Raw genomic sequence first — 19,858 nt, forward strand, 5'->3', positions numbered from 1 at the left:
CACGTCACCGCCCTGCGGCTATGACCTCGGCGATCTGAATCGTGTTGAGGGCAGCACCCTTTCGCAGGTTGTCGCTGGAGACGAAGAGCACCAGGCCCTTGCCGTCCGGCACCGACTGGTCCTGCCGGATGCGTCCGACGTATGACGGATCCTGCCCGGCCGCCTCGAGCGGCGTCGGCACGTCCGTGACCACGACACCCGGTGCGTCGGCGAGCACTGCACGTGCTTCGTCCGGCGTGATGGCCTTGTCGAACTCGGCGTGGATGGCCAGCGAGTGACCGGAGAACACCGGCACCCGCACGCAGGTGCCGGCCACGGCGAGGTCGGGGAGTTCGAGGATCTTGCGCGATTCGTTGCGCAGCTTCTGCTCCTCGTCGGTCTCCTCGCTGCCGTCACCGACGATCGAGCCGGCCATCGGCAGCACGTTGTAGGCGATGGGGGCGACATACTTCTTCGCCGGGCCGAGCTCGACGGCCGAACCGTCGTGCGTCAGCGCCTCGAGATTGCCCTCGACGCCCTGGCGGATCTGGCCGGCCAGCTCCTCCACGCCGGCGAGCCCGGAACCGGACACCGCCTGGTAGGTCGCCACGACCAGCCGGCGCAGACCGGCCGCGTCGGTCAGCGGCTTGAGCACCGGCATCGCGGCCATCGTGGTGCAGTTGGGGTTGGCGATGATGCCCTTGGGCGGGTTCGCGATCCGCTCCGGGTTGACCTCCGAGACGACCAGCGGGACCTCGGGGTCCTTGCGCCAGGCGGAGGAGTTGTCGATCACCGTCACGCCCGCCGCGGCGAACCGCGGGGCCTGGGTGCGGGAGGTCCCGCCACCGGCGGAGAAGATCGCGATGTCGAGCCCGGTCGGGTCGGCGGTCGCGGCGTCTTCGACGACCAATCGCTGTCCCTGCCAGTCGATCTCGCGACCCGCGGACCGCGCCGAGGCGAAGAGTCGCAGCTCGGCCACCGGGAAGTTGCGCTCGGCGAGCAGTCGCAGCACGACGCCCCCGACCTGACCGGTCGCGCCGACGACGCCGATCTTCAGGCCCGCTTCATCGAACACGCTCATCGGCCGGTACCTCCGTAAACGACTGCTTCTCCGTCACTGGAATCCAGCCCGAACGCCGTGTGGACGGCGCGGACTGCGTCATCCAGCAGATCACCCTTGGTGACGACCGAGACCCGGATCTCCGAGGTCGTGATCATCTCGATATTGATCCCGGCGTCGGCGAGCGCCTGGAAGAGCGTCGCGGAGACACCGGGGTGGCTGCGCATGCCGGAGCCGACCAGCGAGAGCTTGCCGATCTGGTCGTCATACTGCAGCGACTCGAAGCCGAGCGCGGCCTTGGCATCCTGCAGCGCCTGCACGGCGCGCTGTCCGTCGGACTTCGGCAGCGTGAACGACACGTCGGTCGTGCCCGTGGCGACGGCCGAGACGTTCTGGACGATCATGTCGATGTTGACCTGCTGCGCCGAGATCAGGTTGAAGATCGCCGCGGCGCTGCCCGGCGTGTCCTTGACACCGACGACCGTGATCTTGGCCTCGCTGCGGTCGTGGGCGACGCCGGCGATGATCGGGGCTTCCACGTCTTCTTCTCCTTCTGCTGGGTGGACCCAGGTGCCCTCGCGATAGCTGAACGAGGAACGCACGTGGATCGGCAGGTTGAACCGTCGGGCGTATTCGACGCAGCGCAACATCAGGACCTTGGCGCCCGACGCGGCCATCTCCTGCATCTCTTCGTTGCTGATGCGGTCGATCTTGTGGGCCGTCGGCACGATGCGCGGGTCGGCGGTGAAGATGCCGTCGACGTCCGTGTAGATCTCACAGACGTCGGCGTTCAGCGCGGCGGCGAGCGCGACCGCGGTCGTGTCGGAGCCACCGCGGCCGAGCGTGGTGATCTCCTTGGTGTTCTGGCTGACGCCCTGGAAGCCGGCGACGATGACGATGTGCCCGTCGCCGAGGGCCTCGGTGATGCGGCCGGGAGTCACGTCGATGATGCGTGCCTTGCCGTGCGCGTCGTCGGTGATCACACCGGCCTGCGAACCGGTGAACGACAGGGCGGAGTCGCCGAGGTTGGCGATCGCCATCGAGACGAGCGCCATCGACATACGCTCACCGGCGGTGAGCAGCATGTCGAGCTCACGCTCGGGCGGCGCGGGCGAGACGGCGTCGGCGAGCTCGAGGAGCTCGTCGGTCGTGTCACCCATCGCCGAGACCACGACGCAGACCTGGTTGCCGGCCTTGCGCGTGTCCACGATGCGCCTGGCAACCCGCTTGATGCTTTCGGCGTCGGCGAGCGATGAGCCGCCATACTTCTGGACCACAAGAGGCACGGTCGAGCTTCCCTTCACGGGTCGACGAACACTGGGACGAACACTGCAGCGGTGCCCCGAGTCTACCGAGCGACCGCAGCCACCCCGGGGTCGCCCGTATGGCGGAACCCGCCGCCGCCTGCCGCTACGGTGCCGCGCACGCCCGCCGCGTGATAACACGAACACTCCGTGAACGGAGGGTGATTTCGGCCCGTGAGAGATCAGTGACAGAATTGAGGCGTGTCGCGTCTTTCGGGCGGGGTCGACGACCTCAACAGCAACGAGCGCCGAGTCGAATCCGGCCCGGCGCTGCTTCCGTTACGGTGGCGCGCCTACCGACCGCCACGCTGGTGGTTCGAGATCGTCGTGCTCGTCGTACTCGACATGGTCTACGAGCACCTGCGCAACCTCGTGCCGACGCGCGAGGGCGAGGCGCTGGCGCGTGGCTGGGATCTCTTCGACTTCGAGCAACGCATCGGGCTCGACATCGAGCTGACCCTGAACCACTTCGTGATGCGTCACGAATGGCTCGCCCAGATCGCCAACTACGACTACTCGTTCTTCCACCTGCCGATCACCGGCGGTGTGCTGATCTGGCTCTTCTGGATGCACCGGCGCGTCTACAAGACCGCCCGGACCGTGCTGGTCTTCACGACCGTCCTCGGCCTGATCGGTTTCTGGATCTTCCCGATGGCGCCGCCCCGGTTGCTCCAGGGCAGCGGTTTCACCGACACGGTCGTCTACTTCAACACCTTCGGGTCGTGGGGCAGCCCGACCGTCGCCGACCACTCCAACCTGTATGCCGCCATGCCCAGCCTGCACTGCGCCTGGGCGATGTGGGTCGGCCTGTCGGTGTTCTTCGTCGCACGCCACAAGGCGATCCGGATCCTCGGTCTGCTCTACGGCTGCTGGACGGTGTTCGTGGTGATGGCGACCGCCAACCACTTCATCTTCGACGCCTTCGCCGGCTACGGCTGCCTGGCGGTGTCGGTCCTGGCCGTGTGGCTGCTCTTCGGGCACAACCCGTGGCGGCCGGCACGTGACAAGGAGGAGCTCGTCGCGAACGAGCTGCGCAAGCAGTCCGCCGCGGCCGACGAGGAAGCGTCCGACCGCGCGAGCGCGAGCGAGGACGTCGAGCAGGACTCCGAGTCGTCCTCGAAGACCTCCGTCTGACCTTCCTCTCCCGGGTGGTTGCCGCGCTGCGCTGCACGGTGTGGAAGTAGCTACTGTTACTCGCCCGAACCGGCCGTTTACGGTGGGCAAACCACGACAGTCGTCACGTACTCGTCCCTGCACGGCGTGTGCCGGTCAGGGGTGCAACGCCTCGAACTCCGCGTCGGCGACCGTCTCGTCGTCGGCGTCCAGCCGCAGGTGCGCGAGGATCGTCTGGACCACGCGCAACGCGGCCGACGACCGCACGCCCCACTGCGACAGGTAGCTGAACTGCCACCACCACAGCGCTTCACTCAACCGGCCGTGGTCGAAGTGCACCAGCCCGTGCTCGAGCGCGCCGACGATGTCGGCCAGATCATCGGACAACGCGCCGCGGGCGGGCTCGACCGAGGTGAGCGGGTCGACCACGTCGGCATAGTCGTCGATGCCGTCCAGCATGTTGGCCAGGCCCATTCGCAGCGCGTCCAGGTTGCTCTCCGGGCCGGGATCGGCCTCGAAGCGCTCCTCCGGCACGACATCCTGTATGGCGCCCAGCCGGGCGCCCGCGACCTGCAACTGCGACAACATCAGCAGCATCAGGGGCAGGGCGGCATCCGGTGCGGAACCGGCGGCCAGCTGGCGCACCGACTCACAGAAGGCACGCGCGTCCTGCGCGGTCTCCGCGGCAAGTGCACCGATCTGCAGGGCTTCGGTGTCAGGTGTCTCAGGCATCGACAACTCTCCGTCCTTCGAATGCGCGGCCGAGCGTCACCTCGTCGGCATACTCCAAGTCTCCACCGACCGGCAGCCCGGAGGCCAGCCGTGTCACCCGCAGCCCCATGGTGCGCAGCAGCCGGGACAGGTAGGTCGCGGTCGCTTCGCCGTTGAGGTTGGGGTTCGTCGCCAGGATGATCTCCTCGATCGGCTCCTCGCCGAGGCGACGCACCAACTCGGTGATCTTCAGGTCGTCCGGTCCGATGCCGTCGATCGGGCTGATGGCACCGCCGAGCACGGCATACCGGCCGCGGAACTCACGGGTCCGCTCGACGGCGACGACGTCCTTGGGCTCCTCGACGACGCAGAGCAGCTTCTCGTCGCGGCGCGGGTCCTGGCAGATGCGGCACAGGGTGTCCTCGGCGACGTTGAAACAGCGCTCGCAGAAGCGGACCTTCTCGCGCACGGTCGTCAGCACTTCGGTCAGCCGCGTGACGTCGGCGGGGTCGGCCTGCAGCAGGTGGAACGCGATGCGCTGCGCGGACTTGGGACCGACGCCGGGAAGCTTGCCGAGCTCGTCGATCAGGTCCTGGACCACACCTTCATACACAGTGGTCGAGCCTAATCCTCGGGCGTGACACCACCCGCATCGACGCACCCGCCCTACCCAAACCTCGACCGTCGAAGGTTGTGCACGCGCTCAGCGGTAGAAGGGCGGCTCCACGTCCGGGTCGTCGCGCACGATGTCGAGACCCTCGATGCCGAGCACCGCATCGATCGCCGCAGCGGTGCCGGCGATGGTCGCGAAGTGCGGGTCGACGTCCCCGGTCACGCACCACGCGTGATCGGCCGGCCAGACGTATGCCGGGGTCGGTAGCTCGTCGCCGTACTTGTCCGGCCATTGCGGCGCACGCCAGGTCTGAAAGTCGGCGGATTCACCTTGCAGCAGCACGAATTCACGGTTCGGCAGCGACCACTTCGACACGTCGAGCTCCGACACCCCGGACGGCCAGCCGTCCCAGATCGCGAAGTGGAGCTCGTCGGCCGTTCGGGTGTGCGGGAGCAGCGCGCTGACGGCCCGCTGCAGGCTCTCCTGCTCGTCCGGCAGGTCGTCCTCCGTCTCGAAGTCGTTCTCCGACATACCCTCGTATGCCGGGTCCGGGATGAACCGCAACCGGGCATACGACTCGAAGCCCAGCGGTCCCCGAGTCACCAGCCGCCACCAGTCCTGCCGGCGCAGCTCGTCGGAGATCCACCGAGCACCGGAGAAGTCCGACGCGAGTTGCAGTGTCATGGCGTCATCGTGACGGCGAAGCGGCCGGCGATGCGACCGAATTTTGCGCCGAGTCAGCCCGGCGGCCGCTCGTTGTATGACGCAGCCCGCTCCTGCCCGGACAGCTCCGCGATGGCGTCCATGATCCGGTCCGTCGCCTGGCGGCGGGCCTTGCCGGCCGGCAAGGCCTTGTAGTCGTCACCGAAGCGCAGCGGCTCGCCGAACTTCACCGTGACCTTCGCCAGTCGCGGGATGTTGGAGCCGATCGGTTGCACGTCCGGAGTCCCGATCAGTCCGACGGGGACGACAGGGACGCCGGCCTCCATCGCCAAGTGGGCGACGCCGACGCGACCGCGGTAGAGGCGGCCGTCCCGCGAGCGCGTCCCCTCCGGGTAGATGCCGAACGCCTCCCCGTCGCGCAGCACACGAAGCGCCTGGTCGAGCGAGTTGACCGCGGCACGCGAGTCGTCGCGTTCGACCGGGATCATGCCCATCGCGTTGAACCAGGTGCGGGACGCGAGGCCTTTGGGGCCCTTCCCCGTGAAGTATTCGGCCTTGGCCAGGAACACCACCTTGCGCGGCGCGACGAGCGGTATGACGACGCTGTCGATGAACGAACGGTGGTTGCTCGCGATGAGCACGCCACCGGTGCGGGGGACGTTCTCCCGGCCCTCCACCTGGGGGCGCCAGATGGCACGCAACAACGGCGCAACGGTCATCCGCGACAACGGGTAGAGCATCAGTCGACCTGCTCGTCGATGACGGTGGCGCCGAGCACCGCCTGCATCACCGGCAGACCGACCTGGCCCGGGTCGTCGACGTCCTCGTCGTCCATCGACTCGGTGATCTCTTCGTCCTTGGGTTTGGTCGGCTCCGCGGACTTGACTGGTGCTGCTGGGTTTTCGGCAGTCGCCCATTCCGGCGGCGGTGCATTGACCGAACCCCAACCACCGCCTGTGTCGTTGCCGACGGACGCCGACGCCAGACCCGCCTGCGCCAGCGCCTCGGCGGCACGGGAGCGACGGGCCGCCTGCGGTGCCGCGTCGGACGACTGCTGAGCAGACGGCTGCTGCGGCCCGGGCGCCTGCGGAGCACTCGGCTCCGTCGCCCGGTCGGTCGGCGGAGCAGGCTGCGTCTGCCGGGTCGGCTGCGGTGGCGCGTCGTATGACGGACCGGACGCCGGTGGCCCGTCGGCCGGCGGCAGGTCTGCGGGCGGCGCATCGGCGGGCGGCGGCCCGGAATCACCGCCGGGACCGTCCGACTCCGGCGGCAGATTGGGCGACGGAGCTCCGGCGTCGGCCCGGGCGGTCACCCGGGCGCGCACGCCGATCGCGTCATAGAGCGCGGCGGAGACGACGTCGGGGTGCGGCGCGCGCTCGACCGCGGCTGCGAGTCCCGGGCTGCTGGTGCCGAGCGTCAGTGTCTCGCCGTCGAAGTCGGCCACGTGCGCGTGCTGGCTGAGCAGCGCCCAGGTCACCCGCTTACTGCGGGCGATGCGGTCCAGGACGTCCGGCCAGGCACGGCGTACGGCGTCGGTCGTCACTGCGCCCGTGGGTGCTGCGGCCGGCTGTGCCGACTCCGGCGCTGCAGGCTCCGGCTCCGCAGGCGTCGGGCGCTGCACGGGCTCGGGTTGCGGCTGGGACTGCGCCGGTGGCTGCGGCGAATCCTGTTGCGGCGCAGGGGTTTCGTATGTCGGCTCCGGGGCCTCGATACGCGGCTCGTCCCTCACCGCTACTCGACCAGCTTGTGGAGTGACCGGGGTCTGGATACGCGGCTCGGGGTCTCGATACGCTCCCCCGCTGTGTCCTTGGCTCGACTCCTCGCGGCCCTGCAGCCGGGGCGCGCTCGCGAGCTCGCTGCGCCCGGCCGCAGAACCGATCGTCGTCTCGCGTTGCTCCTCCGCTGCTCGACCGGCTTGCGGTGCGATGTCCATGCGGCGCTCGAGGCGGTCCAGGCGGGCGGCATACCCCTGCTCGCCGGAGACGGCGGGCAGCAGCACACGGGCGCAGATCAGCTCGAGCTGCAGCCGCGGCCCGGTGGCGCCGGTCATCTCGGACAGGCCGGTGTTGACGATGTCGGCGGCGCGGGACAACTCCCCCGGACCGAACGACGCTGCCTGCTGACGCATCCGCTCCAACTGGTCGTCGGGGACACCGCGCAGCACCTGCGCGGCGCCGTCCGGCACGGCGGCGATGACGATCAGGTCCCGCAGTCGCTCCAGCAGATCCTCGATGAATCGCCTTGGGTCGTGGCCGGATTCGACGACGCGGTCGATCTGCCGGAAGACGGCGCCACTGTCGCGAGCGCCGAGCGCGTCGACGGTCGCGTCGAGCAGCTCGCCGTCGGTGAAGCCGAGCAGGGCGGCCGCCCCGGCATACGTGAGCCCCTCATCCCCCGAACCGGCGATCAGCTGGTCGAGCACCGACAACGAGTCACGCACCGACCCGGCACCCGCCCGTGTCACGAACGACAGGACGCCCGGCTCGACGGCGACACCCTCGGCATCGCACAACTGCTGCAGGTAGTCGGTGAGCCGAGCCGGTGGCACGAGCCGGAACGGGTAGTGGTGGGTGCGCGATCGGATGGTGCCGATGACCTTCTCCGGCTCGGTCGTCGCGAAGACGAACTTCACGTGCTCCGGCGGCTCCTCGACGATCTTCAGCAGTGCGTTGAAGCCCTGCGGCGTCACCATGTGCGCCTCGTCGATGATGTAGATCTTGTAGCGCGACTGCGCCGGCCCGTATGACGCCCGTTCGCGCAGATCACGCGCGTCGTCGACACCGCCGTGGCTGGCCGCGTCGATCTCGATGACGTCAACAGTGCCCGAGCCACCGCGGGCCAGCGCGACGCAGGACTCGCACACACCGCACGGAGTCGGCGTCGGACCCTGCTCGCAGTTGAGGCAGCGCGCGAGGATCCGCGCGGAGGTGGTCTTGCCGCAGCCGCGCGGGCCGCTGAACAGGTAGGCGTGGTTGACCCGGCCGGTCCGCAGCGCCTGCATCAGCGGCTCGGTCACGTGCTCCTGGCCGATGACATCGGCGAAGGTCTCGGGCCGGTAGCGACGGTAGAGCGCGGTGGTCATCCGAAAACTCTATGCGCCTTCACCCACACGCGTTGCGGGTCCGTGGCCCTCATCGCCATACCCGCCGGCCCGACCCCGAAACGAAGCGGCGCGACAGGGCCGTGCAGTGCGATCATGGAGGCGGCCGCCGACCGGTGGCCCACCGTGTCCACGCGTGGCGTTCGCCCCGGGATCTCGGGCTTCTACAGGGGATCGTCAGGTGGCGAAAGGTACGGTGGACGTCATGCTCTCGTCGCGTCGGCTGCGCTCGCCGACGGCGCTGGCGATCGGCTGCGCGGTGGTCTTCGCACTGCTCTACATCATCTGGACCCCACAGGTCCCGGACCTCGCAGCACAGGTCGCTCGCGCGAAGGTTGCCCGCGTCGGCGGCGCTCCGGTCTGGTGGGGCGGCTGGTTCGGTGGCATCACCCTGCCGAGCTACAGCGCGATCGTCCCGTTCTCGATGGCGACCTTCGGGATCCGCCTCACCGGTGTCGCCGCGGTCATCCTCAGTGCGTATGGCGGAGCACTTCTCGTCGAGAAGGCGCCGCGTCCGCGCGCCGGTGCTGTCGCCATCACCCTCGCGCAGGCGGCCGACCTGCTCAACGGCCGCGTGACGTTCACGGTCGGCGCCGCGCTGGGCATCTGGGCGCTGGTCGCGTTGCGTGCACACCGCGAGAAGACCACTGTGCTGATCGCGCTGCTGTCCTTCCTGAGCTCTCCACTGGCCGGCTTCTTCGTCGGCATCATCGCCGTCGTCGTCGCCATACTGCGGCCGGACTATCGGCGTACGGCGGGAATCTGCGCGGCCGCCCTGTTCGTCGGCGGCGTCGCGATGTCGATCCTCTTCCCCGGCACCGGCGAGATGCCGTTCCCGATCAGCGATGCCGCACCGGCGATGCTCGCCTGCATCGTGGTCATCGGGGTGTGCCATCACAAGCTGATCCGGGCGACGGCCGCAGTGCTCGCCGTGTCCTTCCTGCCGTTGCTGATCGTGCCGCTCGCGATCGGCACGAACGCGACCCGGCTCGCCTGGCTCGCGGCCGTGCCGGTGATCGTCGCGTATGCCGAGGTCCGTGACTCGCTGACCTGGTTGTGTGCGCTGATCGTCGCCATCTGGCCGGTCAGCGACCTGGTCAACCAGTTGCATCTGGCCGGGCAGCCGTCCAGCAGCTACGTCTTCTACCAGCCGTTGGCGACCGCGCTGAAGGCCGACCAGAAGAAGCTGGGGCCGGCGGCCATGGGTCGCCGGGTGGAGGTCGTCGACACCAAGAACCACTGGGGTTCGGTCTATCTCGCGTCGTTCTCGATAGCGCGCGGCTGGGACCGGCAGGCCGACCAGGCGGACAACTCGATCTTCTACCGCAAGGGTTTGCTGAACCCGGTCAGCTACCGGCAATGGCTGGATTCACTTGCCGTCGGCTGGGTGGCGGTGCCCAAGGCGCCGATCGACTATGCGTCCCGGGACGAGGCGAAGCTGGTCCTCGGTGGGCTGCCGTATCTGAAGCAGGCGTGGAGCAATTCGGACTGGCAGCTCTTCCGCGTAATCAATCCCGCTCCCCTCGCGACCGGCGGCAAGGTCATCAAGATCGACTCGCACGGCGTCACGCTGAACGCGACCGCGAACAAGCCGATCGACCTGAAGGTGCGCTACTCGACCTACATAGGCGCCGTCAGTCCGACGACCAAGGATCAGTTGACGGCCTGCATCGTCAACAACGACGGATGGTTGCGAGTGACCATGCCGGTCAGCGGCAGGATCCGGTTGACCAGTGACTTCAAGCCGGTCCGCTCCCGTCCGGCGGGTTGTGTGGCGCCGGGCGAGACGCCGTCGCCGACACCGAGCGGTACGAACTAACGGAAACGAAGGACCGGGGCCCCCGCGAAGTATTCGGAGGAGCGCAGCGGGGGAGAAACCTCGTGGGCGCTCTCACCGGGGCCCCCGCGAAGTATTCGGAGGAGCGTAGCGGGGGAGAAACTTCGTGGGGTGTAAAGAACCCCCCGCACACCTGGAAGAGCTCTCCTACCCTTGCTGCATTCCTGCCCTGGGGGAGTTCGGAGAGGTACCACCGCACGAGGGGTCCGGCGCCAACTGTAGATCACCGCGGCCGCGGATACGCAATCGAGGGCGCCGCCGGATCCCGATTCGGTGTCCGAGCGATCAGCAGGTATTCTCCTCGGCGGAGGATTCGCATAGTGGCCTAGTGCGCACGCTTGGAAAGCGTGTTGAGTGAAAGCTCTCAGGGGTTCGAATCCCCTATCCTCCGCCACACGCAGAGAAGGACCGCCCACGCTTTTCGGGCGGTCCTTCTCTGCGTTCCGACGAGGACGTCGCTTCGCAGCAGAAGGGCGTCATCTCACCGGTGGCGCCTTTCGTCGTTCCGCCACGCTCCGCCGCCGGTTCACCTGTATGCCGTGCCCCGGCCAGACCGGCTGGGCAGGGTCGCCATACGTGAGCGATGACCAGACGACAGCAGGTTTCCACGACGCGTCGGATGCGGCACTCTTCGGCAAGCGACTGGGCCGCCGGCAGGTGGTCGCGGGTCTGACGACCGGCGCAGCCGTGGCGGCTGCCGACTTCTTCGAGTCCGGCGCCGCGAGCGCCGCGGCAGCCCCGACGGTCGAACCGTCCGCGAAGCAGCCCCACGAGCCGGGCGCGGCGACACCACCGGTCGCGGGCCTGCACACGCAGTTCGGTTCCGACGCGCGACGCGAGGTCGTCGTCTCCTGGCACACCCTGCAGCCGGTGCGGGGCGCCCGTGTCCTGCTCGGGACCGAGTACGGCTACCGCAAGACGTTCGCAGCGCGAACCCGCAGCTACGTCGACGACAAGTCGGGCACGACCGTCTACGCGCACCACGCGACGATGACCGGGCTGAACGCCGACTCGGACTACCTCTACCTCGCGCTGCACACCGGCGCGGCAGCGGAAGGCGGCACCTTCCGGACTGCACCGAACGGGCGAAAGGCCTTCACCTTCACCAGTTTCGGTGACCAGGGCACGCCGACGGTCGGCAAGCAGGTCAAGAACTCCGACGGCACCGCGGTGATGGCCAACGACAACCTCGGCTCCTTCGCCGCCGGCGACACCACCCTCGGCGTGGAGCAGCTCAAGCCGCTCTTCCACCTCTTCAACGGCGACCTCTGCTACGCCAACTTGGCAACGGACCGGGTCCGCAGCTGGTGGGACTTCTGGGCCAACAACAGCCGCAGCGCCCGGCACCGCCCGTGGATGCCGTCCGCCGGCAACCACGAGAACGAGCTCGGCAACGGGCCGATCGGCTACGCGGCATACCAGACGTACTTCGAGCTGCCGAAGTCCTCGGGGCAGACCGACACCACCCGCGGTCTCTGGTACTCCTTCTCGGTCGGCTCGGTCCGCGTCATCTCGATCGCCAACGACGATGTCTGCTACCAGGACGGCGGCGACAGCTACGTGCGCGGCTACTCCAAGGGTGCGCAGAAGCGTTGGCTGGAGTCGGCGCTGCGCGACGCGAACCGCGACAAGGGCGTCGACTGGATCGTCATCTGCATGCACCAGGTCGCCATCTCGACGGCGGACCAGTTCAACGGGGCCGACCTGGGGGTGCGCGAGGAATGGCTGCCGCTCTTCGACAAGTACGGCGTGGACCTCGTCGTCTGCGGCCACGAGCACCACTACGAGCGGTCGCACCCGATCCGCGGCCAGCGGGACAACGAGACCCGCACGCCCATCCCCCGCGCCACCGAGACCCAGGTCGTCGACACCACCAAGGGCACCGTCCACATGGTGATCGGCGGGGGCGGCACGTCCGCACCGTCGAACGGCCTCTTCTACAACCCGCCGGCGTGCCGGGTCATCACCTCCGTCGGCGCGAAGGGCAGCAACGGCAAGCGGACGCCGCACTACGTGCAGGAGGACGCACCGTGGTCCGCGGTCCGCAACCCCGCGCACTCCTACGGTTTCGCCTCCTTCGCGGTCGATCCCGGCTGGCACGGCGGCAAGACGTCGATCACGGTGACCTACTACGACGTGACCGGTGTCGGTGGGCAGCTCACGGCATACGAGACCTTCCGGCTGGAGCGTCCGCGCCGGCACTGAGTGCCGGATCGTGACCGACCCGCCACCCGGGGTGCTCGGCATACACAGCAGAACGACTCATACTGTGTGCACAAAGATCGTTCGGGGCGCACAGGGCGGGAACCATGGGGCTGACCGGTAGGCGCGTGGCGGGGGCCACCGCCGCCATCGCATTGGCACTACCGCTGCTCGCGGCATGCACCAGCACCAACAAGTCCGGCTCCGTCGGCACGGATGCATGCCTCGACGCACCGGCGACGCCGACGATGAAGGTCGCTCTCAACTCGATCCACGCCAACATCTGGAACGCCGGTGGCAAGACCGGGCAGGCGGCGAGCGTCGCCTCCCAGCTGTCCTGGCGGGGCATCAAGATCATCGACACCGGCAACGACCCGGCGGCCGGCGGGCCCCCGAAGTATGCCGAGATCCGTTACGGCCCCAACGGCAAGCAGATCGCGCTCACCCTCGCCCAGCAGGTCAAGGGTGCGACGCTCGAGGAGGACGACCGGACCAACCCGAGCGTGGACCTGGTGATCGGTTCGAAGTTCGCGCTGACACCCGTTCCGCCGCCGGCGCCGTCCAAGATCACCGTCAACGTCTACAACGCCTACGTGTTGCCGGGCACCGCGTCGTCGCTGGCCACCGAGTTGCGCAAGCGTGGCTTCAAGGTCGACCACGTCGGCAACGACCCGGAGCGCGGCTACTACCCGACGAGCGCGGTCGCCATACGGTATGGATTGCAGGGCGAACCTGCCGCGCGCCGTGCTGCCCTGCAGTTCAAGGGCCCGGTCAAGATGCTCCAGATCCACCGCAACAACAACCAGGTCGACATCGCGATCGGCAGCAAGTGGGTCGACGGCACGCTCCTGTCCGCCAGCAAGGCGACGCCGGCTCCGACCCCGAAGCCGACGACGCCCAGTTGCCGGCCGACCGCCTCCACGTCCAGCGGTTCGGCCACCTCGAAGTAGTGCTCAGCGCCCGCGGCGGGCGGTCCCGAAGATGCCGCGGGTGATCTCCCGGCCGAGCACGGTGCCCGCCGATCGCAGCGCCGACTTGAACGCCGACGACTTGATGACCTGCTCGACCATGCCGGGCTCTTCCTTCTTCTTCGGCTCGGCCTTCTTGGCCTCCGCCGGTGCCGGCGCCTTTCCGTCGGCGCCCTCGGCGGGCGCGTCGGCGAGCTTCTTGTTGAGCATCTCGTATGCCGACTCGCGGTCGACCGCCTCCGAATACTTCGGCGCGAGAGGCGACTTGGCGATGATGCCGTCCATCGTCTCGGCGGACGACGGCGCCATCAACGACTGCGGGGCACGCATCCGGGTCCAGGCGACCGGCGTCGGCGCGCCCTTTTCGGAGAGGACGGTGATGACTGCCTCCCCGGTGCCGAGCGCGGTCAGCAGCTTCTCCAGGTCGTAGTCGCTGGTCGGGAAGGTCTGCACCGTCGCCTTGAGCGCCTTGGCGTCGTCCGGGGTGAACGCGCGCAGCGCATGCTGCACGCGGTTGCCGAGCTGGGAGAGCACGTCGTTCGGGACGTCCTTCGGCGTCTGGGTGACGAAGAAGATACCGACTCCCTTGGAGCGGATCAGCTTCACGGTCTGCTCGATGGCCTGCAGGAACGCCGGCGAGGCGTCGCTGAAGAGCAGGTGCGCCTCGTCGAAGAAGAAGACCAGTTTCGGCTTGTCGGCATCACCGACCTCCGGCAGGTCGTGGAAGAGGTCGGCGAGCAACCACATCAGGAAGGTCGAGAACAGCGCGGGCTTGTCCTGCACACCGGGCAGTTCGAGACAGGTGACGATGCCGCGGCCGTCGTCCGCCGTACGGGTGAGGTCCTTGGTGTCGAACTCCGGCTCACCGAAGAACGCGTCGGCGCCCTGGTCGGAGAACGCGATCAGGTTGCGCAGTATGACGCCGGCCGTCGACGCCGACAGTCCGCCGAGCCCCTTCAGGTCCTCCTTGCCCTCGTCGGAGGTGAGGAACTGGATGACCGCGGTGAGGTCCTTGAGATCCAGCAGGCTCAGGCCGCGCTTGTCGGCATAGTGGAAGACCAGTCCGAGCGACGACTCCTGGGTGTCGTTCAGACCGAGGACCTTGGACAGCAGGGTGGGCCCGAAGGACGTGATGGTGGCGCGGATCGGGACGCCTTTGCCCTGGCCGCCGAGGGAGAGGAACTCGGTCGGGAAGCCGGTCCCCTGCCACTGCTGGCCGACGTCCTTGGCGCGAGCCTCGATCTTGTCGCCGCCCTCACCCGGTGAGGCGATGCCGGACACGTCGCCCTTGATGTCGGCCAGGAACACCGGGACGCCCGCCGTCGACAGCTGTTCGGCCATCAATTGGAGGGTCTTGGTCTTGCCGGTGCCGGTCGCCCCGGCGACCAGTCCGTGCCGGTTCATCATCGAGATGGGCAGTCGGATGGGCGTGTCGGCGTGCGCGGTGTCGTCGATGACCGCAGCGCCGAGCTCGATCACCGAACCCTCGAAGGAGTAGCCGTTCTTGATCTGGTCGAGTTGTCCGCCAGCAGTGGATTCAGTCACATTCACCGAGAATAGTCACGCCACGCCGATGCCCGAAGGGTTCTGCGGCAGCGCGCCGTTAGGCTGACCGGGTGATCTTCAAGGCAGTGGGCGAGGGGCGCCCGTACCCGGATCACGGCCTGGTGAGTTCGAAGGACTGGCGCACGGTCACCCCACGCGTCGTACGGCTGGACGAACTGGTCACGATCAAACGCACGCTCGACCTCGACACGTTGCTGTCGGAGGACTCCACGTTCTACGGCGACATCTTCGCGCACGTGGTGGCATGGCAGGGGGATCTCTATCTTGAAGACGGACTGCACCGCGCACTACGCGCAGCGCTGCAACAACGACCTGTGCTGCACGCACGGGTCCTAGTGCTGTGAGCTACGTCCGCGAGGACGGCGGCCTCGCACAGGCCCGGCGCCGCCGACACCGTCGCTCGATGATCGTCATCGCCGTCGCGGCGGCCATGGTGCTCGGCGCCTTCTTGTATGCCGTGACCTACATGGACCGGCACGGCCAGGCGGCCCCGACCGCGTCGTCGTCGTGTGATGTGACACAGACTCCGCCGCCGCAGTCGATCTTCGTGCTGAACATCTACAACGCCTCCGACCGCAGTCAGGCGAAGGAGACCAGCATCGCGATGAAGTCGCACGGCTTCAACGTCGGCACGATCAGCAACGACCCGTACAAGGAGCACCTGACCGGCGTCGGACAGGTGCGGTTCGGCCCCAAGGGCAAGAAGAACGCCACCGAGTACGTCAAGAAATACGCCGCGGGCGCGACACTCGTCGAGGACGGCCGCACCGACGATTCGGTCGACCTGGTCCTCGGCGACCAGGCACCGACGCTGAAGTCCGCGCCCCCGACGACGAACACCCCGCCGCCCGGCTGCCCGTCCTGAAGCCGGTCGAGTAGCGGTCCTCAAGCTGGTCGAGTAGCGGTCCTCAAGCTGGTCGAGTAGCGGCGAGCCGCTAGGTGAGGCGCGTATCGAGACCACCGAACGGTCGGAAAAGGCGAGGAACGAGCCCATCCGAGGTGGTCGAGTAGGGCGAGGAACGAGCCCGTATCGAGACCTCGGCTGACACGCTGGACCTCGTTTTGGCGTCCGGCGCACCGTCAGGTAGCCTCTTCGGCGGTGGCGTGTCCGAGCGGCCGAAGGTGCAACACTCGAAATGTTGTGTGGGGGCAACTCCACCGTGGGTTCAAATCCCACCGCCACCGCCAAAAAAGTTAGGACCCCGATAGTTTTTTGTCGGGGTCCTAACTTTTTTATTGGAGACAGCGGGATTTGGGAGAAGCGCTCAAACTCGCGAGGTACGAGCGGGTTCGAGCGCGACGGCTCCCATCGCACCGGTCTGCATACTGGGGGTATGGCTCGTCGATACGTCCTGGGACGCGGCCGCAAGGCTGTCAATGCTGTGGCCCGACCACTCCTCACTCTTGGCCTCGGGCCGAAGTCGACATACCTGCTGACCACGGTCGGGCGGCGAACCGGCCAGCAACGCACGACGCCCGTCACGCTGGTGGAAGACGGCGAAGAACGGTGGCTGGTCGCGCCGTACGGCGCGGTGTCGTGGGTCCATAACGTGCGCCGTACGCCCACTGTCGAGCTCCGCCGAGGGCGCCGCCGAATCACCCTGCTCGCCCACGAGGTCGATGCGGCCGCAGCCGGGCCGATCCTGCGTCGCTACGTCAAGCACGTCGCAGTCACCAGACCGTATTTTGACGCGTCGCCCACAGATGATGTGGCAGCGTTCGTGTCCGAAGCCGACCAGCATCCAGTCTTCCTGTTGAGCCCAGCCGCTGCGCAGTAGCTGACTGAGTCGACGGGCGAAAACGAGAGCCGGGTAGCGTTCCAGACATGCGACCCACGCTGCTGTATGACGCCGACTGTGGCTTCTGCACACGGGCTGCCGGGAAGGTGCCGGCATTGCGCTTGGATGTCGACGTCGCCACTCTGCAATCGGTCGATGTCGACGCACTCGATGTGTCGGCCGAGCGTGCCCTGTCAGAGATGCCGTTCATCGGTGCCGATGGTTCGGTCGTCTACGGCCACCGTGCCGTCGCCGCCGCCCTGCGAACCGGCCCGGCGCCACTGCGCGTGGCCGGGCGGCTCATCACGCTGCCCGGCGTCGGCCCGATCGCGCAACTCGTCTACGGCTGGGTCGCGCGACACCGCCACCAGTTGCCCGGCGGGACGGCGGCGTGCGCCATACCGACGTCGCCGCAGCGCGGCGAATAGGGCGGCCGGCCTCAGACGCCGGTGTTGTCCGCGTCGGGCAGGATCGGACCGACCTTGAGGTAGGGTCCGCCGGTCGTGCAGGTCACCTCCGGCAACGCCACGAACGCCGCCTGGTAGGAGTCCGGCGGATAGACACGTATGCCGCGCGCCGTCGCCTGGGCGCACGCACTCTTGCGCGGCGCCGACGAGATGAAGAGCCCCGCAGCCGCAGTTTGGTTGGGAATCAACACGATCGGCTGATGTCCGACGATCCGTTGGGCCGGTTTGCCGAGCTGATGACCGTTGCTGCCGCCGACGTAGGACACCCCGGGAGCACCGGTGAGCTTGCAGACCGTGTTGCTGATGTTCGTGAAGCGCAGCGGTCGGTGCGATCCCTGCATGTCGGCATTGCCCGATCCCAGGGTGATGCGCAGCTGTTTCACGCTGCAGAGCGCGACCGGTTTGTCACCCGCGGACGTGGTGCTCGACGGCTTCGCGGCCGGCGGCGCTGCGGTGGTGGTCTTACCGTGACCTGTCGTGCGCGCCGACGACTTCGCCTGGGACGACGTCGTGTTCGACGAATCCGCTGCGGCCGAGCTGGACGCCTCGGACTCGGCCCCGGTGGAGCTCGCTGTGGAGCCGCCAGCGGCCGGCGACAGCGATGCGGAGTTCGCGGCGGAGTCCGACCCGTTCGAGCCACAGCCCGCGAGCAGCAGCGTCATACCGACGCCGGTTGCGGTGAGAGCGGTAGTTACGGATGTGCGATTCATCGTGGTCACCCCGGCTCACGGTCGATCGCTCGCCGATCGGCCTGTCACTGGGTAGGACGTGTCGGCCGTGGCCGGGGTTGTTAAAGGATTGGTCAGCGTTGCTCCAACAATCCGCGCACGTAGGCGAGCTGACCCCAGTGCTGCGTGATGTCGCCGATGACCGACGTGATGCGCACTGCGGCGGTCACCGGCGGGTCCCAGCGCTCATCGACGACACGGTCGTAGTCGGCGCGAGTCCGCAGTGTTTGCAACACTTTCAGTGTCATCTCGTGCACATCAGCGTAGTAGCCGGCGAGCAACTCGGTGTCACCCACGGAGAAGGCGCCGACCTCGTCGCTCGATTGCCCGTAGCCGATCGCCGACTCGTCATACGGCAGTGCGAACCGCGTGGCCCAGTCACCCGTCCAGACCTGCTCGACCCCGCCGACACCGGCCATGTGGTCGTCCTGGACACGCGCCAAGTGCCAGGCCAGCCAGCCGATCGAATTGGCGTTCGGCGCCGGTCGCCAGAGGACCTGCTCGGCGGTCAACCCCTCGAGCTGCGCGGGCAGCCCCTCCCGGACCCGGTCGAAGGCGTCGGTCAGGATCTCGGTCGTCACATCGGTGGTGTCAGCCATGTCATCCACCCAACCACTCGCCTCCGACATGCGGGTGAGTGCCACCGCAGCGCGATCGCAGTGGAATCGCAGCGCGTGTTCCTACCTTCGGGATCGTCAACGATCACAGCTCCCGAGGGGACGACATGCGAATCACGAACACTCTGCGTGCCGGCGCCGCGATCGCCGTCGTGGCGGCGGTCGGCGCCGCTGCCGTCGGCACGGGCGACGCACACGCAGCCGGCCGGCCCAGCCACGTGTCCCAGGTGATCAGCAAGAACTTCCCGGACCCTGGTTTCGCCAAGTTCGGGTCGACCTACTACCTGTACTCCACCGGTGACGGCTTCCCGGTTGCGACGTCCTCGACGCCGCAGGGCAAGTACGCGAGCAAGGGCTTCACCTCGCCCACCGGCGACTACCCCGCCAGCTGGAACGGCACGGCGCCGCAGTTCGGCCGCCACCACTGGGCACCGCACGTCTTCCGCGTCACCAGAAGCGGAAAGCCGCTCTACGTCATGTATTTCACCGCATGGAACAAGCAGGGCGGCTGGAACAACGACTGCATCGGGATCGCGACATCAACGTCTCCGACCAAGGGATTCACGTATGCCGGCACCCGTGTCTGCACCGCCAAGGGCTACGAAGCGATCGACCCGACGATGTATCTGGCCAAGAACGGCAAGCGCTACCTGGTCTACAAGAAGGGCAAGTACGGCACGCACCCGTTCTTCAGCATCGTCTCGGTCCCGGTCGATGCCGGCACCGGCACCAAGGTGATCGCCGGCGAGCGCAAGAGTCTGGCCTCGACGACGAGTTCCGAGACGATGGAAGCGCCCACGTTCGTCGCGCACGGCGGCAAGATGTGGATGTTCGTCTCCCGTGGCAGCTTCGCGGGCAATGCCTACCGCACCGAGGCCTGGTCGGCGCCGACCTTCCAGGACCCCGGCGGCTTCCACTTCGTCAAGCGTATGACGATGAACAACAGCAAAGGCCAGCCCTTCATCAGCCCAGGTGGCGCCGAGGTGCTGCAGGACGGCGCCACCACCCGCGTCGCCTTCCACGCCACGTTGTCGGGCACCAGCACCCGTCAGGCGTATGTCGGGATCCTCAAGTGGGACTCCGCCGGCAATCCCTACCTCTACTGACCTGGAGTACCGAGGCGAGCATCCCGTCATGCCCGAAGCGCGGCGG

The 19,858-nt window shown here is 67.9% G+C and carries 19 protein-coding genes, 2 tRNA genes and 1 other RNA gene; 11 read left to right on the forward strand and 11 right to left on the reverse strand.

The window, feature by feature from the left end:
* Window positions 1-4: 4 nt before the first annotated feature.
* Both ACZ50J_RS20370 and ACZ50J_RS20375 read right to left on the reverse strand, forming a co-directional pair.
* A complete protein-coding gene (locus ACZ50J_RS20370) occupies window positions 5-1,060 on the reverse strand; it encodes an aspartate-semialdehyde dehydrogenase (RefSeq protein WP_464298980.1) in 1,056 nt (351 codons plus the stop codon).
* A complete protein-coding gene (locus tag ACZ50J_RS20375) occupies window positions 1,057-2,325 on the reverse strand; it encodes an aspartate kinase (RefSeq protein WP_464298981.1) in 1,269 nt (422 codons plus the stop codon). The genes ACZ50J_RS20370 and ACZ50J_RS20375 overlap by 4 nt, the downstream gene beginning before the upstream one ends.
* Before the next feature lie 219 nt (window positions 2,326-2,544).
* Between ACZ50J_RS20375 and ACZ50J_RS20380 the strand changes: the two genes are divergently transcribed.
* Window positions 2,545-3,477 carry a phosphatase PAP2 family protein gene (locus ACZ50J_RS20380; RefSeq protein ID WP_464298982.1) on the forward strand — a complete coding sequence of 311 codons (933 nt, stop codon included), beginning with the start codon at window positions 2,545-2,547 and terminating at the stop codon, window positions 3,475-3,477.
* A 135-nt stretch (window positions 3,478-3,612) separates the two neighbouring features.
* On the opposite strand, the gene ACZ50J_RS20385 is transcribed toward ACZ50J_RS20380, so the two are convergent.
* The 5 genes from ACZ50J_RS20385 to ACZ50J_RS20405 all read right to left on the reverse strand — a co-directional run bounded on the left by ACZ50J_RS20385 (window position 3,613) and on the right by ACZ50J_RS20405 (window position 8,525).
* Window positions 3,613-4,188 (reverse strand): DUF5063 domain-containing protein, encoded by a 576-nt coding sequence (locus ACZ50J_RS20385; RefSeq protein WP_464298983.1) that lies wholly within the window; start codon window positions 4,186-4,188, stop codon window positions 3,613-3,615.
* Complete coding sequence (gene recR, locus ACZ50J_RS20390) at window positions 4,181-4,780, reverse strand: recombination mediator RecR (protein ID WP_325549429.1); 600 nt, start codon at window positions 4,778-4,780, stop codon at window positions 4,181-4,183. Before recR ends, ACZ50J_RS20385 begins: the two co-directional genes overlap by 8 nt.
* Window positions 4,781-4,870: 90 nt before the next feature.
* Entirely contained in the window at window positions 4,871-5,464 is a 594-nt protein-coding gene (locus tag ACZ50J_RS20395; RefSeq protein ID WP_464298984.1) for a hypothetical protein, read from the reverse strand.
* Window positions 5,465-5,517: 53 nt separating this feature from the next.
* On the reverse strand, window positions 5,518-6,183 hold the full coding sequence (locus tag ACZ50J_RS20400; protein ID WP_464298985.1) for a lysophospholipid acyltransferase family protein: 666 nt from the start codon (window positions 6,181-6,183) through the stop codon (window positions 5,518-5,520).
* Window positions 6,183-8,525: a DNA polymerase III subunit gamma and tau gene (locus ACZ50J_RS20405; protein ID WP_464298986.1), complete on the reverse strand. Its 2,343-nt coding sequence runs from the start codon at window positions 8,523-8,525 to the stop codon at window positions 6,183-6,185. Before ACZ50J_RS20405 ends, ACZ50J_RS20400 begins: the two co-directional genes overlap by 1 nt.
* A 223-nt stretch (window positions 8,526-8,748) precedes the next feature.
* Here ACZ50J_RS20405 and ACZ50J_RS20410 point away from each other — a divergent pair, with 223 nt between their 5' ends.
* The gene (locus ACZ50J_RS20410; protein WP_464298987.1) at window positions 8,749-10,362 is read left to right on the forward strand and encodes a hypothetical protein; all 1,614 of its coding nucleotides are present in this window, start codon (window positions 8,749-8,751) and stop codon (window positions 10,360-10,362) included.
* Between the two features lie 132 nt (window positions 10,363-10,494).
* Here the strand turns inward: ACZ50J_RS20410 and ffs are convergent.
* Window positions 10,495-10,589: signal recognition particle sRNA small type (ffs, locus tag ACZ50J_RS20415), an RNA gene on the reverse strand.
* Between the two features lie 97 nt (window positions 10,590-10,686).
* Here ffs and ACZ50J_RS20420 point away from each other — a divergent pair.
* The 3 genes from ACZ50J_RS20420 (at window position 10,687) to ACZ50J_RS20430 (ending at window position 13,532) form a co-directional block, all read left to right on the forward strand.
* Window positions 10,687-10,774, forward strand: a tRNA-Ser gene (locus ACZ50J_RS20420).
* A 182-nt stretch (window positions 10,775-10,956) separates the two neighbouring features.
* Window positions 10,957-12,585, forward strand: coding sequence for a purple acid phosphatase family protein (locus ACZ50J_RS20425; protein ID WP_464298988.1), 1,629 nt, complete (start codon window positions 10,957-10,959; stop codon window positions 12,583-12,585).
* Between the two features lie 125 nt (window positions 12,586-12,710).
* Entirely contained in the window at window positions 12,711-13,532 is an 822-nt protein-coding gene (locus tag ACZ50J_RS20430) for a LytR C-terminal domain-containing protein (RefSeq protein ID WP_464298989.1), read from the forward strand.
* A gap of 3 nt (window positions 13,533-13,535) precedes the next feature.
* Here the strand turns inward: ACZ50J_RS20430 and ACZ50J_RS20435 are convergent, their stop codons facing one another.
* Window positions 13,536-15,095 carry a helicase HerA-like domain-containing protein gene (locus tag ACZ50J_RS20435; protein ID WP_464298990.1) on the reverse strand — a complete coding sequence of 520 codons (1,560 nt, stop codon included), beginning with the start codon at window positions 15,093-15,095 and terminating at the stop codon, window positions 13,536-13,538.
* Between the two features lie 71 nt (window positions 15,096-15,166).
* Here ACZ50J_RS20435 and ACZ50J_RS20440 point away from each other — a divergent pair, with 71 nt between their 5' ends.
* From ACZ50J_RS20440 to ACZ50J_RS20460, 5 genes are all read left to right on the forward strand, one after another.
* Complete coding sequence (locus ACZ50J_RS20440; RefSeq protein WP_464298991.1) at window positions 15,167-15,460, forward strand: type II toxin-antitoxin system VapB family antitoxin; 294 nt, start codon at window positions 15,167-15,169, stop codon at window positions 15,458-15,460.
* Entirely contained in the window at window positions 15,457-15,981 is a 525-nt protein-coding gene (locus ACZ50J_RS20445) for a LytR C-terminal domain-containing protein (RefSeq protein ID WP_464298992.1), read from the forward strand. Before ACZ50J_RS20440 ends, ACZ50J_RS20445 begins: the two co-directional genes overlap by 4 nt.
* 233 nt (window positions 15,982-16,214) lie before the next feature.
* A tRNA-Ser gene (locus ACZ50J_RS20450) sits at window positions 16,215-16,304 on the forward strand.
* A 146-nt stretch (window positions 16,305-16,450) separates the two neighbouring features.
* Window positions 16,451-16,894 carry a nitroreductase family deazaflavin-dependent oxidoreductase gene (locus ACZ50J_RS20455; protein WP_464298993.1) on the forward strand — a complete coding sequence of 148 codons (444 nt, stop codon included), beginning with the start codon at window positions 16,451-16,453 and terminating at the stop codon, window positions 16,892-16,894.
* A gap of 47 nt (window positions 16,895-16,941) precedes the next feature.
* Window positions 16,942-17,322 (forward strand): thiol-disulfide oxidoreductase DCC family protein, encoded by a 381-nt coding sequence (locus ACZ50J_RS20460; RefSeq protein ID WP_464298994.1) that lies wholly within the window; start codon window positions 16,942-16,944, stop codon window positions 17,320-17,322.
* Window positions 17,323-17,333: 11 nt separating this feature from the next.
* On the opposite strand, the gene ACZ50J_RS20465 is transcribed toward ACZ50J_RS20460, so the two are convergent.
* The gene (locus tag ACZ50J_RS20465; RefSeq protein ID WP_464298995.1) at window positions 17,334-18,023 is read right to left on the reverse strand and encodes a DUF4232 domain-containing protein; all 690 of its coding nucleotides are present in this window, start codon (window positions 18,021-18,023) and stop codon (window positions 17,334-17,336) included.
* A gap of 140 nt (window positions 18,024-18,163) precedes the next feature.
* Window positions 18,164-18,688, reverse strand: a complete 525-nt coding sequence (locus ACZ50J_RS20470) for a mycothiol transferase (protein WP_464298996.1) — start codon at window positions 18,686-18,688, stop codon at window positions 18,164-18,166.
* Between the two features lie 125 nt (window positions 18,689-18,813).
* Here ACZ50J_RS20470 and ACZ50J_RS20475 point away from each other — a divergent pair, with 125 nt between their 5' ends.
* Window positions 18,814-19,812 carry a family 43 glycosylhydrolase gene (locus tag ACZ50J_RS20475; RefSeq protein ID WP_464298997.1) on the forward strand — a complete coding sequence of 333 codons (999 nt, stop codon included), beginning with the start codon at window positions 18,814-18,816 and terminating at the stop codon, window positions 19,810-19,812.
* Window positions 19,813-19,858 lie beyond the last annotated feature (46 nt).

This window comes from Flexivirga sp. G2 (assembly GCF_055397625.1).